We start from the raw sequence: 12,481 nt of genomic DNA, 5'->3' as shown, positions 1-12,481 counted from the left end.
GATCGCGGTCGTCGGCGCGGGGGCGATCGGCGGCTGGATCGCGGCCCGGCTCGCCGAAGCTGGCCGTGACGTCGCCGTCCTCGCCAGAGGCGCGACGCTCCAGGCCATTCGGACGAACGGGCTTGTCTTGCGCGGGGATGTTGAACGGACCATCCCGATGGAGGCGTCCGACGATGCCGCACGGCTTGACCTCCGCGATCTCGTCATCTTCGCGGTCAAGGCACCGGCTCTCGCCTCGGCCGCGTCGGCCGCGCGGCCAATGATCGGCGCGGACACGCTGATCGTACCGATGCTGAATGGCGTTCCCTGGTGGTTCCTCGCCGATCGCGGTGAGAGTCTTTCGTCGGTCGATCCGGACGGCGCGGTCGCGAGCGCGCTTCGACTGTCGCAAGTGATCGGCTGCGTCGTCCATGCCAGTTGTGCGACGACCGCGCCGGGAATTGTCCAGTACATCGCCGGAAACGGCCTCATCTTCGGTGAACCCGCAGGGGGCGCGAGCGAGCGCCTGACCGCGCTAACCGCCCTCTTTTCCGATGCCGGTTTCGCCGCGACCGCCAGCCCCCGCATCCAGAAGGACATCTGGTACAAATTGTGGGGCAATATGACGATGAACCCGCTGTCCGCCCTGGCGGCCGCGACCTGCGACAAGATTCTCAACGACGAGCTGGTCGAGGATTTCATCCTGCGCATCATGGCCGAGGCGTCGGAAATCGGCGCGCGAATAGGCTGTCCCATCGAGGAAAGCGGCCGCGACCGCATCGCCGTCACCCGCCGCCTGGGCGCCTTCAAGACCTCGATGCTCCAGGACGTCGAGGCGGGCCGCGCTATCGAGCTCGACGCCCTTCTCGGCGCCCCGCGCGAGATCGGTCGCCTCGTCAACGTCGACACACCCAATATGGACGCCCTCTTCGGTCTCGCCCGCCTGTTCGCGCAGGGGCGGGGCCTTTATCCACGGAGCGCCTGAGCCCGGCTTGGCAAGAAGGTCGGCGCCGTGCCATCGTGTCCCGTCGCCATCGCTCCCCGGGGGACTTCATGAACCGTCTGACGCTTGTCCGCGCCGCTTTGGTCTGCGCCTCCTTCACCCTCCCGTCGCTGGCGCCCGCGCAGCTCCCGGAGCCTCCCGTCGCCGCCAAGAAGCCCCACGAGGTTCGCGCGCCGCACGGCGCGGCTCGGCAGGACGAATATTACTGGCTCCGCGACGACAGCCGCGAAGACCCCGAAATGCTCGCCTATCTCAAGGCCGAGAACGCCTATGCCGATGCGGTCCTCGCCCCTACGAAGCCGCTTCAGGCCAAACTCTACGAGGAGATTGTCGGTCGCATAAAGCAGGACGACAGCTCCGTGCCCTATCGCCTGCGCGGCTATCATTATTATTCGCGCTTCGAGGAAGGGCAGAACTATCCAGTCATAGCTCGCCGCGAGGGCAGCATGGACGCGCCGGAGGAAGTGCTGCTCGACCAGAATGCCATGGCCGAGGGTCACGGCTTCTTTCAGGTCTCCGACTGGGTGGTGAGCCCTGACAACAAGCTCCTCGCCTGGGCCGAGGACACGGTGGGGCGCCGCCAATATGTGCTGAAGGTCAAGAGCCTCGAAACCGGCGAGATGCTCCCCGATATCGTCACCAATATCGAACCGAACATCGTCTGGGCCGACGACAACCGCACCCTGTTCTACATCGACAAGAACGCGACGACCCTGCTCGGCAAGCGGGTCAAGGCGCATGTGCTCGGCACGCCCGCCAGCGCCGACCCGCTCGTCTATGAGGAACAAGACGACACCTTCTACATGGGCATCGATCGCACCCGCGACGACGATTTCATCTGCATCTATGTCGAAAGCACGGTCAGCAGCGAGCAGCGCTGCACCTCGGCCGAGACGCCCGGCGCGTTCGCCGTCATCGCCCCGCGCGAGCGCGACTTCGAATATCAGGCGGATCATCTGGGCGGCCGCTGGGTCATCCGCACCAATTGGGACGCGCCCAATTACCGGCTGATGACCCTGGCCGATGGGCAAAAGCTTGGCGATCGTTCGCTTTGGAAGGACAGGGTGCCCCCCAGCGCCGACGTCTTCATCGAGGGTTTCGAGCTGTTCGACGGCTTTACCGCCATCGAGGAACGCTCCGGCGGCGTGAAGCGCCTCCGCACCCTCGCGGCGAACGGCAAGAGCGATTTCGTCGCGTCCGACGAGCCGGCCTATGCCATGGCGCTGGGGAAGAATGCCGAACCGGACACCGAATGGCTGCGCTACGAGTATACGTCGCTGACCACGCCCGACACGACCTACGAAGTGAACATGGCGACCGGCGAGCGGAAGCTCCTGAAGCGCATGCCTGTCCTCGGCGGCTATGACCTCGCCCATTACGTCACAGAACGGCTGTGGGCGCCGGCGCGGGACGGGACGAAGATCCCGGTCTCGATCGTCTACAAGAAGGGCTTCAAGCCGGACGGCACCGCCGCCCTCCTTCAATATGGCTATGGCAGCTACGGCTCGTCGATGGACCCGGCCTTCGACTATGCCAGGGTCAGCCTGCTCGACCGCGGCATGGCCTATGCCATCGCCCATATCCGCGGCGGGCAGGAGATGGGCCGCGCCTGGTACGACGACGGCCATCTCATGAACAAGAAGAACAGCTTCACCGACTTCATCGACGTGACGCGCTATCTGGTCGCCGAAGGCTATGCGGCGAAGGACCGGGTGGCGGCGGCGGGCCGCAGCGCCGGCGGCCTGCTGATGGGTGCCGTCGTCAACATGGCTCCAGACGATTACGAGGTGATCGTCACCCATGTGCCGTTCGTCGACGTCGTCACCACTATGCTCGACGAAACGATCCCGCTCACCAGCAACGAATGGGACGAATGGGGCGATCCGAGGGAGCCGGAGGCCTATGCCTACATGCTGTCCTATTCCCCTCACGATCATGTCGAGGCGAAGGCCTATCCGGCGATGTTCGTCGGCACAGGCCTGTGGGACTCGCAGGTCCAGTATTTCGAGCCGGCCAAATGGGTCGCCCGCCTCCGCGATCGCGGGACGGGCAGCGAGCCGCTCGTCTTCCGGACCAACATGGAGGCGGGCCATGGCGGCAAGTCCGGTCGCTTTCACAAATATCGCGAAACGGCCGAATATTACGCCTTCATGCTGGATGAGTTGGGCGTGGAACGGTGAAGCTCGAAGCGGCGGGCGCTTGACACGGGACCGCGCCGCCGCCACCTTCGCCGCGCATGTCCTCGACCGCGACCCTTTCGGCTGAATGCCGCTTCCGCGCCGCCACGGTCGCCGCCGCTTATTATTATTCCTATGCCAGCCCTCGGGCGGGACCGAACTGACGCGCCTTCAACAGTCGCGTTTTCTTCGACCCCGTCCGGCTCTCCGGGCGGGGTTTTTCATTGTGAACCGCCTTCACGTCTTCCAGCCCGCCGCCCTCGCCCGCGCGCGCGCCGGGCGCGGCCGAGGATTGGACGATCCCGCAGAACTGGCATGCCTTCACGGCCGAGGAGCATCGCGTCTGGGACCTGCTCTTCGCCCGCCAGCAAGAGCGCCTCGCCGGCCGCGCCGTTCGCGCCTTCATGGAGGGCCTCGACCTCCTGCGCCTTTCCCGCCCCGGCATTCCGAACCTCGCCGAGCTCAACCGGACGCTGAAGGCGCGCACCGGCTGGCCTCGTCCCGGACGACGTCTTCTTCCATCACCTCAGCGAACGCCGCTTTACCGCCGGCAACTTCACCGCCGCGCCGACCAGCTCGATTATCTGGAGGAGCCGGACGTCTTCCACGACCTGTTCGGCCACGTCCCCCTGCTCGCCGACCCCCGCATGGCGGACTTCATGGTGACGCTCGGCCGCCTCGGCCTTCGCGCGCGCGCGGAAGGCACGCTGGAACGCCTCGCCCGTCTCTACTGGCATACGGTCGAATTCGGCCTCGCCTGGGAGGATGGCGCGCTGAAAATCTACGGCGCCGGCATTGCCTCCAGCTTCGGCGAAACCGCCTATGCGCTGGAGAGCGCCGAGCCTGACCGGCCAGCGTTCGACGTCGCACACGCGATGGCGACGCCCTACAGGAGCGACACCCTCCAGGAGCGCTACTTCGTCGTCGACGATCTCTCCGCCCTGCTCGCGGTGACGGAAGGGGACCTCGAACGCCTCCTGTGAGTCTCAGTGTGCCCGCCGCCGCCATCTCGGCGTGAGCATGCCGGCCCGGCCGCGATATTCCTCATATTGCGGACCGAAGAGACCGACGAGGTCGCGCTCCTCGTAGCGAATGGCGATGAGGATGTAGATTGTCATCCCCGCCGCCAGCAGCGCATGACCGGCGCTCATCTGCGGAATCGCCCAGAACGCCAGGACGAAGCCGGAATAAAGCGGGTGGCGGACCTTCTTGTAGAATAAGGGTTCGCGGAATGTCGGTGGCGGAACGGCTCTGCCGCGCGCATGGCTCCACACCTGTGTGAGGCCGAACAGCTCGAAATGGCTGAGCAGGAAGGTGCTCATTAGAACGATGGCCCAGCCGATGGCGAACAGGGCCCACATGAAAACGGCGCCGATCGGATTTTCGATATTCCAGACCGTCGTTGGAATGGGTCGCCAGAAGAGAAACATGACGATCAGCGCGAGGCTGGCGAACAGCATATAGGTGCTGCGCTCGATCGGATGCGGGACGATGCGGGTCCAGCCTCTCTTGAACCCTTGCCGCGCCATCACGCTGTGCTGGAGGCCGAAAAGCGCGATGAGCGCGATGTCGACCACGATGGCCGCGCCGACAGCGCCCACAGGCCCGCGATCGACGGTACGCGGAACGCCGGGCAGGTCGCCCACGAAAGCGATCAGGTAAAGGAAAGTCGCGAAAAATATGCAGTAAGCAACGACACCGAACAGCAGATACAGAGCCCGCGCCATGGCTGCCCCTCCTCTCTCTCAGGTCGGGCGGTTTTATAGCACGAGCCGCGGGCCGCGGCGAGGTCGATCGGCAACTCAGCAATAGGCGCGAAGCACCCGGTCGGTCATCGCCTCGCAGTCGGCGCCCGCGAAGGGGAAGGTACCGGTGAGCGCCGTCCTGAGCTCCGGCGCCAGTTCCTCCCTCAGCCGCCGCCGGGCGCGGTGGTGGCGGGTCTTGACGGTCGCTGGGGGGATACCGATCGCCTCGGCCGTTTCCTCGACGCTCAGCTCCTCGACCTCGCGCATCACGAAGACCAGCCGGAAGCTGGCGGGGAGCCGCGAAATCGCCTCCTCGAGCATTAGCCTGACCTCGGTCCGCGCCAGGGCGCCGTCGGGCAGCAATTCCGTCGTCGATCCGCGCATAAGCCTGTCCCGATAAAGCTCCATCACCGCCACCCCGCCGCCGTCCAGATGCTTTCGTCGCCGCCGCGCCGCGCGCGCTCGCCCCAGCGCCTCGTTGATCACGATCCGCATCAGCCAGGTGCCGAGCGACGAGCGCCCCGCGAAATCGCCGATCGCGGCGAAGGCGCGGAGATAACCGCTTTGCACGGCGTCCTCCGCCTCGGCGCGGTTCCGGACGATGCTCCAGGCGGCGCGGTAGAGCCGCTGGTTGTTGCGCTCCGTGACGAGACGAACCGCCGCCGGATCCCGCGTCGCCACCTTTCCGGCCAATGCGAGATCGTCCAGCCCCTCGAGCTCAAGCTTCGCCAGCGTCGCCATGTTCTTCCTCCCGACATCCTTGGATGCCGTCTGCCGTCAGAGGTTCCCGAATCCCGTCGCTCCCGTTCCGGGCAGCGCCGCGATCAGCTCGGCCCGGAGGTCCGGATCGCTCCGGAACTCACCCAGCCAGCATTTGGTCACCATCGTCACGCCATGCTGCCTTACACCGCGCGTCGCCATGCAGCCATGGGCGGCCTCGATAACAACGGCAACGCCCCGCGGCTCCAGCGCGTCCTCCAGCGCCGTCGCGATCTGGCGGGTGAGGCGCTCCTGGAGCTGCAGCCGCCGGGCGAAGGCATCGACCAGCCGCGACAGTTTCGAGATGCCGACGACGCGGCCATTGGGCCTGTAGGCGACATGGGCCTGGCCGATGATCGGCGCCAGATGATGCTCGCAGGTGGATACCAACGGGATGGAGCGGAGCAGGATCGTTTCCTCATAATCCTCGGCCTCGCCGAAGGTCGTTTCGAGCAACCGTGCCGGATCGACCGCATAGCCGGCGAACCACTCGCCATAGGCGCGCGCCACCCGCGCCGGCGTGTCCCTCAAACCCTCGCGCGCCGGGTCGTCGCCGGTCGCCGCGATCAGGGTTCGCACCGCCGCCTCCACCGCCGGTCTGCCCGGCTGGCGGAGATCGAACGCCTCCTCTTCATCCGCCGCGCGGTGCGGCTCGAACGCGTACAATTCCATCCAGGTGTCTCCCTCTCCGAACCCCTTTGATGTCCGGTCGGCGCGATCCGTTCCCGGGAACCTTAGCGCGCGGGCGGCATCAAAGAGGCGTCAACCGGCCCCGCCCGACGGCGGTGCCCAATGGGAGCATCGAATGACCATCAAAGTCGCACTAGCCGGGGCCGCGGCCCTTATCCTTCTGGCGGCGCCGGCCCTGTCGCAGGACGCCGCCGGCCCCACCGACGCCCAGATCGCCCATATCGCCTATACGGCCGGGCAGCTCGACGTCGAGGCGGCGAAGCAGGCGCTGGACAAGTCTCGGGACGCCGACGTCCGCGCCTTCGCCGAGTCGATGGTGCGCGACCATGCGGCGGTGAACGACAAGGCGCTCGCGCTGGTGAAGAAGCTCGGCGTCACCCCCGAGGCCAACCCGACGAGCCAGGCGCTCACCGATGCCGCCGCCACCCAGCACCAGAAGCTCGCCTCACTCAGCGGCGATGCCTTCGATACCGCCTATGTGAAGAATGAGGTTGCCTATCACGCCACCGTGAACGGCGCGCTCGCGGACACGCTGATCCCCAGCGCCGATAACGCCGAGCTGAAGGCGCTGCTGGAGACCGGCCTCACCCTTTTCCGCGAACACCAGGCGCATGCCGAGCAGCTCGCGGGTACGCTCGACTGACCATGTCGAGGCTCACCATTCTCGCAGCGGGGGCGGGTCTCACCCTTCTCCCGTCTCCGCCGACCCTCGGCGCCCCGGCATCTCCCACCGCCGGGCCTGCGCCGAGGGTCCACAAAGTCGTCATCGACAAGATGAAGTTCGGTCCCGTCCCGGCCGGCATCCGCGCCGGCGACACGATCCTCTGGATCAACCGCGACATGTTCCGGCACACGGCGACGGCGCGCGACAAGAGCTTCAATATCGACCTTCCCGCGGGAAAGAGCGGAAAGACCGTGGTTACCAAGGGCGGAAAATTTCCGTTCTATTGCGTCTATCACCCCGGCATGAAGGGCGACCTGACGGTAGCGCCGCGCTAGTTACCCGAGCGCCTTCTTCAGCAGTTCGTTGACGACCTGCGGGTTGGCCTTGCCCTGCATCGCTTTCATCGTCTGGCCGACGAAGAAGCCGAAGAGCTTGTCCTTGCCCGAGCGATATTCGGCGACCTTGTCGGCGTTCGCCGCCATCACGTCGGCGATCACAACTTCGATCGTGCCGGTGTCCGAGGTCTGCTTAAGACCGCGCTCATTGACGATCCTGGCAGGGTCGTTGCCGCTTTCGAGCATGATCTCAAAAACCTGCTTGGCGAGCGTGCCGGAGAGCGTGCCGTCCGCCACCAGCGCCAGCAATTCAGCGCCCTGAGAAGGCGTTACCGGGCTTTCCTCGATCGTCTTGCCAATCCGGTTGAGGGCGCCGAACAGATCGGAGATCAGCCAGTTGGCAGCGGCCTTGGCGACCTGGGTCTCAGGGCGCTCCTGCTTCAACGCCCCTTCGGCGAGCAAAGCCTCGAACCAGCGGGCGGTCTCGGCCTCGGCGGTGAGGACGGCGGCGTTATAGGGGGAAAGACCCAGTTCCTCCTCATACCGGCGGCGCTTGGCGTCGGGCAGTTCGGGAAGGCTGTGGCGGCATTCGTCGATGAATTCGGGCGTCAGCTCCAGCGGCAGAAGATCCGGATCGGGGAAATAACGGTAATCGTGCGCGTCTTCCTTTGACCGCAGCGGCCGCGTCTCTACCTTGTCGGGATCGAACAGGCGGGTTTCCTGAACGATGGCGCCGCCGCCCTCCAGCACGTCGACCTGCCGGTTCGCCTCATATTCGATCGTCGCCATGATGAAGCGGACCGAATTGACGTTCTTGGTCTCGGTGCGGGTGCCGAATTCCTGGCCGGGCTTGCGGACCGACACATTGACGTCGGCGCGCATCGAGCCCTGCTCCATATTGCCGTCGCATGAGCCGACATAGCGGAGAATGGACCTGAGTTTCCTGACATAAGCCCCTGCTTCCTCGGGTGAACGCATGTCGGGCTTGGACACGATCTCCATCAGGGCGACGCCGCAACGGTTGAGGTCGACATAGGAGAAGCTGGGATGCTGGTCGTGCATCAGCTTGCCCGCATCCTGCTCGATATGGATGCGCTCGACGCCGACCGTCTTAGTCGCCCCGCTCTCCAGTTCGATCTCTATCGCGCCTTCACCCACGATCGGGTGATAGAGCTGGCTGATCTGGTAGCCCTGCGGCAGGTCGGCATAGAAATAATTCTTCCGGTCGAAGCGCGAGAAGGCGTTGATCTTCGCCTCCAGCGCCATGCCGGTGCGGACGGCTTGACGCACGCATTCGACGTTAAGGACCGGCAGCATGCCCGGCATCGCCGCGTCGACCAGGCTCACCTGCGTGTTCGGCTCCGCCCCGAATTCGGTCGAGGCGCCGGAGAAGAGCTTGGCGTTGGACGTGATCTGGGCGTGGACCTCGAGGCCAATCACAACCTCCCATTCGCCCGTGGCGCCGTGGATTCGATAATCAGACATGGACAAGTCCAAACAGTTCGTTGGGGGGCGTCCTGACGTTCACCACCATGCCTCCGGACGGGCCGTGAAGCCGGCGCGTTCCTCGAATGCCAATCCCGCGTTCAGCACGCCCTGCTCGTCCAGCGGCTGGCCGATGATCTGGAGGCCGAGCGGCAGGCCCAAGGCGTCGAGGCCGGCGGGGACCGACATCGCTGGAAGGCCGGCGAGGCTGGCGGGGACGGCGAAGACGTCGTTCAGATACATGGCGATGGGGTCGTCCGATTTTTCGCCCAGCGCGAAAGCCGCCGATGGGGCGGTCGGCGTCAGGAGAATGTCGCAATCCTGCCATACACGCTCGAAATCGCGGGCGATCAGGGCTCTCACCTTCTGCGCTTGGTTGAAATAGGCGTCGTAGAAGCCGGCCGAAAGGACGTAGGTGCCGATCATGATTCGCCGCTTCACTTCGGCGCCGAAGCCGGCGGCGCGGGTGGCGTTGTACATGTCGTCGAGGCTGCCTCCCCTCCCATCTGAAGCGTCGGGCGCGCGACGCTGGCCGTAGCGGACGCCGTCATAGCGGGCGAGGTTGGACGAGGCCTCGGCCGGGGCGATGATGTAATAGGTCGGCAAGGCGTATTTCGTGTGCGGGAGCGAGACCTCGACGATCTCGGCGCCGGCATCCTTCATCCATTCAATGCCCTGGTCCCAGACCTTGCCGATCTCCTCGGGAATACCGTCGATGCGATATTCCCTGGGGATGCCGATGCGTTTGCCTCGGATGTCGCTGGAGAGGCCGGCCTCCCATTTCGGCACCGGGAGGTCGAGCGAGGTCGAATCCTTCGGATCGAAGCCGCTCATGGTCTCGAGCATGATCGCGCAATCGCGGACGTCCCGCGCCATCGGACCCGCCTGGTCGAGCGACGAGGCGAACGCGACCATCCCGTAGCGCGAACAGCGGCCATAGGTCGGCTTGATGCCGGTGATGCCGGTGAAGGCGGCAGGCTGGCGGATCGAGCCGCCGGTATCGGTGCCGGTCACGCCCGGCGCAATGCGCGCGGCGACGGCAGTGGCCGAGCCGCCCGAGGAGCCGCCGGGGGTGAGCGGCGTATTGCCGCCGTCGCTGCGCCGCCAGGGCGAGATGACGTTGCCGAAGGCGCTGGTCTCGTTCGAGGAGCCCATCGCGAACTCGTCCATGTTGAGCTTGCCGAGCATGCCCGCCCCGGCGGCGAGCAATTTGCCGCTGACGGTGGATTCATAGGTCGGCGTGAAGCCTTCGAGCATGTGGCTGCCGGCGGTAGTCTGATGGCCCTTGGTGGCGAACAGGTCCTTGATGCCGAGCGGCACGCCTGACAGCGGACGGAGCTTTCCTTCGGCCCGCTCGCGGTCCGCCTCCTCGGCGGCGGCGATGGCGTGATCGGGCGTCTCAATGACGAAAGCGTTGAGGCGTCTCGCCTTCTCGACGGCGGAAATGAAGGCGTCGGCCACTTCGCGGGCCGAGAAGCTGCCTGCCTTCACCCCGTCGCGGATCGCCGCGACGCCGAGATCGGTAAAACTGGTCACTATTCGATCACCTTGGGAACGGCGAAGAAGCCATGTTCGGCCACCGGCGCATTGGCGAGGACGTCGTCGCGCTTGTCGCCGTCGGTGACGATATCGTCGCGAAGGCGCAGATGATTGGGGATGACGGCGGTCATCGGCTCGACGCCGGAGACATCGACCTCCTGCAGTTGCTCGATCCAGCCGAGGATGTTGTTGAGCTCGGGCACCAGCGCCTCGACCTCGCCGTCGGTGACGGCGATGCGGGCCAGCTTGGCGATATGGCGGACGGTGGCGGTGTCGACGGACATAGGTCGCGCCGCTAGCATCGGCGGGGGCGGGCTTCAAGCAAGGCTTGCACTATCACCGCGCTTGCTGTTGGGAGCGCGGCTGTTTGATTGGAGAAGTGGATGTTGGCGCGGCGTTTCCTTTGGATAGTGGCGGGACTGGTGGTGCTCCTGCTGATCGGCGCGCTCGCCTATCGCATTTTCCAGATGGACCTGATGAAGGCGGCACTGGTGCCGACCGCCGAGTTCGTCGAGCAGGAGAAGCCGGAACCGGGACCGACCTATGCCGACGCCGCGATGTGGATCGCGAGACCGGATATCCCGAACAATCCCGCGGCATGGACGCCGGAAGGCTTCGCGCCGACAGCGGAGCCGAGAGCATCGCTCTTCTTCATCCACCCAACCTCCTATCTGGAGCGGTCGCACTGGAATGCGCCGCTCGACCATGAGGAATCGCAGGAACGGGCGGAGCTGTTCGTGCGCAGTCAGGCGAGCGCCTTCAACGCCATCGCGGAAATCTGGGCGCCCAAATATCGCCAGGCGACGTTCGGCGCGTTCCTGACCACCAAGGCGGATGCGGAAAAGGCGCTGGATTTCGCCTATCGCGACGTCCTCGCGGCGTTCGAGGCGTTCCTCGAACAGGCGCCGGCGGACCGCCCGATCATCCTTGCGGCGCATAGCCAGGGCAGCCTGCACCTGATGCGGCTGCTGAGGGACTGGATCGCGGGCTCGTCTGTCGAGCAGCGCGTCGCCGCCGCCTATGTCGTCGGCTGGCCGATCTCGACCACGGCGGACCTGGGCGCCCTCGGCCTCCCCGCCTGCGAAGAGGCGGAAGATTCGGGCTGCATCCTCAGCTGGCAGAGCTTCGCCCAGCCGGCGGACCCCCAAATGGTGACCGACGTGTACGACGCCTCGGCCGCGCCCGATGGAACCTCGCGCGCCGGCTCGCCCATGTTGTGCGTCAACCCGATCACCGGCGAGCGCGGGGGCGATGCGGTCGCCGACGCCAATCTCGGCACGCTTGTTCCCAATGGCGACCTTACTGAGGCGGAGCTGGTCGAAGCGGCGGTGCCGGCGCGATGCGACGTGCGCGGCTTTCTGCTGATCGGCGAGGACGCTCCGGACATGGGCAACTATGTGCTGCCCGGGAACAATTATCATGTGTATGACTATGCGCTGTTCTGGGCGAACATACGCGTCGATGCCGAACGGCGCCTGGAGAGCTTCCTAGGCGCCGACCTACCCGCTGAACCGTCACCCTGAACTCGTTTCACGGTCCAATTTTCCAACCAACGGGTGCTTGTAATTGGATGCTGAAACAAGTTCAGCATGACGGTAGGGGTGCGCGATGATCACCATGACCGTTCTCGCCTTTCGCGACGCCCTGCCGGGTGGCGGAAGGCTGATGGGGCTGGACGTGGGCACGAAGACGATCGGCGTGGCGCTGTGCGACGCCGGCTGGACGATCGCTACCGCCGCCGAGCTGATGAAGCGGGGCAAGTTCTCGGCGGACCTGGAGCGGCTGAAGGTGACCGTCGCGGGGCAAGGGGTGAAGGGCCTCGTCGTCGGCCTCCCCCTCAACCTCAACGGCAGCGACAGCCCCCGCACCCAATCGGTCCGCGCCTTCGCCCGCAATCTGGCGCCGCTTGGCTTGCCCATTCTGCTCTGGGACGAGCGCTGGTCGACTCAAGCCGTCACTCGGACCCTGATCGACGCCGACGCCAGCCGTGCGCGGCGGGCCGAGCTGGTAGACAAGATGGCCGCGGCCTACATTCTGCAGGGTGCTATCGATGCTCTTACTATGAGCTAGCGCGGGAGAAGTTTCGCTGATATAGCCGAGTAACA

Annotated in this window: 13 protein-coding genes; 7 read left to right on the top strand and 6 right to left on the bottom strand. The window is 65.7% G+C overall.

What is annotated here, in order from left to right:
- The 3 genes from VIR62_RS08365 to VIR62_RS08355 all read left to right on the top strand — a co-directional run.
- The coding region (locus VIR62_RS08365) for a 2-dehydropantoate 2-reductase (protein WP_431870337.1) at positions 1-964 on the top strand (964 nt) is incomplete at its 5' end.
- Between the two features lie 68 nt (positions 965-1,032).
- On the top strand, positions 1,033-3,162 hold the full coding sequence (locus tag VIR62_RS08360; protein WP_431870336.1) for a S9 family peptidase: 2,130 nt from the start codon (positions 1,033-1,035) through the stop codon (positions 3,160-3,162).
- A 296-nt stretch (positions 3,163-3,458) separates the two neighbouring features.
- Positions 3,459-4,142, top strand: coding sequence for a phenylalanine 4-monooxygenase (locus VIR62_RS08355; protein WP_431870342.1), 684 nt, complete (start codon positions 3,459-3,461; stop codon positions 4,140-4,142).
- A gap of 3 nt (positions 4,143-4,145) precedes the next feature.
- Here the strand turns inward: VIR62_RS08355 and mddA are convergent, their stop codons facing one another.
- The 3 genes from mddA to folE form a co-directional block, all read right to left on the bottom strand.
- A complete protein-coding gene (gene mddA, locus VIR62_RS08350) occupies positions 4,146-4,886 on the bottom strand; it encodes a methanethiol S-methyltransferase (RefSeq protein WP_431870334.1) in 741 nt (246 codons plus the stop codon).
- A gap of 75 nt (positions 4,887-4,961) precedes the next feature.
- Positions 4,962-5,645 carry an RNA polymerase sigma factor gene (locus tag VIR62_RS08345; protein WP_431870333.1) on the bottom strand — a complete coding sequence of 228 codons (684 nt, stop codon included), beginning with the start codon at positions 5,643-5,645 and terminating at the stop codon, positions 4,962-4,964.
- A 36-nt stretch (positions 5,646-5,681) separates the two neighbouring features.
- On the bottom strand, positions 5,682-6,335 hold the full coding sequence (gene folE / locus VIR62_RS08340) for a GTP cyclohydrolase I FolE (RefSeq protein WP_431870331.1): 654 nt from the start codon (positions 6,333-6,335) through the stop codon (positions 5,682-5,684).
- A 133-nt stretch (positions 6,336-6,468) separates the two neighbouring features.
- Here folE and VIR62_RS08335 point away from each other — a divergent pair, with 133 nt between their 5' ends.
- Positions 6,469-6,996, top strand: coding sequence for a DUF4142 domain-containing protein (locus tag VIR62_RS08335; RefSeq protein ID WP_431870329.1), 528 nt, complete (start codon positions 6,469-6,471; stop codon positions 6,994-6,996).
- 2 nt (positions 6,997-6,998) lie between these two features.
- Entirely contained in the window at positions 6,999-7,352 is a 354-nt protein-coding gene (locus VIR62_RS08330; RefSeq protein WP_431870328.1) for a cupredoxin domain-containing protein, read from the top strand.
- Here VIR62_RS08330 and gatB read toward each other — a convergent pair whose 3' ends face one another.
- The 3 genes from gatB to gatC are packed head-to-tail and all read right to left on the bottom strand — an operon-like array spanning position 7,353 to position 10,660.
- Positions 7,353-8,837, bottom strand: coding sequence for an Asp-tRNA(Asn)/Glu-tRNA(Gln) amidotransferase subunit GatB (gatB, locus tag VIR62_RS08325; protein ID WP_431870326.1), 1,485 nt, complete (start codon positions 8,835-8,837; stop codon positions 7,353-7,355).
- 39 nt (positions 8,838-8,876) lie between these two features.
- Positions 8,877-10,373: an Asp-tRNA(Asn)/Glu-tRNA(Gln) amidotransferase subunit GatA gene (gatA, locus tag VIR62_RS08320; RefSeq protein ID WP_431870325.1), complete on the bottom strand. Its 1,497-nt coding sequence runs from the start codon at positions 10,371-10,373 to the stop codon at positions 8,877-8,879.
- Positions 10,373-10,660 (bottom strand): Asp-tRNA(Asn)/Glu-tRNA(Gln) amidotransferase subunit GatC, encoded by a 288-nt coding sequence (gene gatC / locus VIR62_RS08315; protein WP_431870323.1) that lies wholly within the window; start codon positions 10,658-10,660, stop codon positions 10,373-10,375. The genes gatA and gatC overlap by 1 nt, the downstream gene beginning before the upstream one ends.
- 102 nt (positions 10,661-10,762) lie before the next feature.
- On the opposite strand from gatC, the gene VIR62_RS08310 reads away from it, so the two are divergent.
- Both VIR62_RS08310 and ruvX read left to right on the top strand, forming a co-directional pair.
- On the top strand, positions 10,763-11,899 hold the full coding sequence (locus VIR62_RS08310; protein WP_431870340.1) for a DUF3089 domain-containing protein: 1,137 nt from the start codon (positions 10,763-10,765) through the stop codon (positions 11,897-11,899).
- A gap of 85 nt (positions 11,900-11,984) precedes the next feature.
- Positions 11,985-12,446 carry a Holliday junction resolvase RuvX gene (gene ruvX / locus VIR62_RS08305; protein ID WP_431870321.1) on the top strand — a complete coding sequence of 154 codons (462 nt, stop codon included), beginning with the start codon at positions 11,985-11,987 and terminating at the stop codon, positions 12,444-12,446.
- The last annotated feature ends 35 nt before the right edge of the window (positions 12,447-12,481 follow it).

The sequence above is a fragment of the Allosphingosinicella sp. genome, assembly GCF_036570505.1.
In the GTDB taxonomy this organism is placed as follows: domain Bacteria; phylum Pseudomonadota; class Alphaproteobacteria; order Sphingomonadales; family Sphingomonadaceae; genus Allosphingosinicella.
The sequence above is the reverse complement of the archived record's forward strand: the minus strand, read 5'-3'. Positions and strand labels throughout refer to the sequence as shown.

Excerpts from the sequence above, each read along its gene's own strand:
- VIR62_RS08360 (WP_431870336.1), top strand. The coding sequence starts at position 1,033 with ATGAACCGTCTGACGCTTGTCCGCGCCGCTTTGGTCTGCGCCTCCTTC.
- mddA (WP_431870334.1), bottom strand. The coding sequence starts at position 4,886 with ATGGCGCGGGCTCTGTATCTGCTGTTCGGTGTCGTTGCTTACTGCATA.
- VIR62_RS08345 (WP_431870333.1), bottom strand. The coding sequence starts at position 5,645 with ATGGCGACGCTGGCGAAGCTTGAGCTCGAGGGGCTGGACGATCTCGCA.
- folE (WP_431870331.1), bottom strand. The coding sequence starts at position 6,335 with ATGGAATTGTACGCGTTCGAGCCGCACCGCGCGGCGGATGAAGAGGAG.
- VIR62_RS08335 (WP_431870329.1), top strand. The coding sequence starts at position 6,469 with ATGACCATCAAAGTCGCACTAGCCGGGGCCGCGGCCCTTATCCTTCTG.
- VIR62_RS08330 (WP_431870328.1), top strand. The coding sequence starts at position 6,999 with ATGTCGAGGCTCACCATTCTCGCAGCGGGGGCGGGTCTCACCCTTCTC.
- gatB (WP_431870326.1), bottom strand. The coding sequence starts at position 8,837 with ATGTCTGATTATCGAATCCACGGCGCCACGGGCGAATGGGAGGTTGTG.
- gatC (WP_431870323.1), bottom strand. The coding sequence starts at position 10,660 with ATGTCCGTCGACACCGCCACCGTCCGCCATATCGCCAAGCTGGCCCGC.
- ruvX (WP_431870321.1), top strand. The coding sequence starts at position 11,985 with ATGATCACCATGACCGTTCTCGCCTTTCGCGACGCCCTGCCGGGTGGC.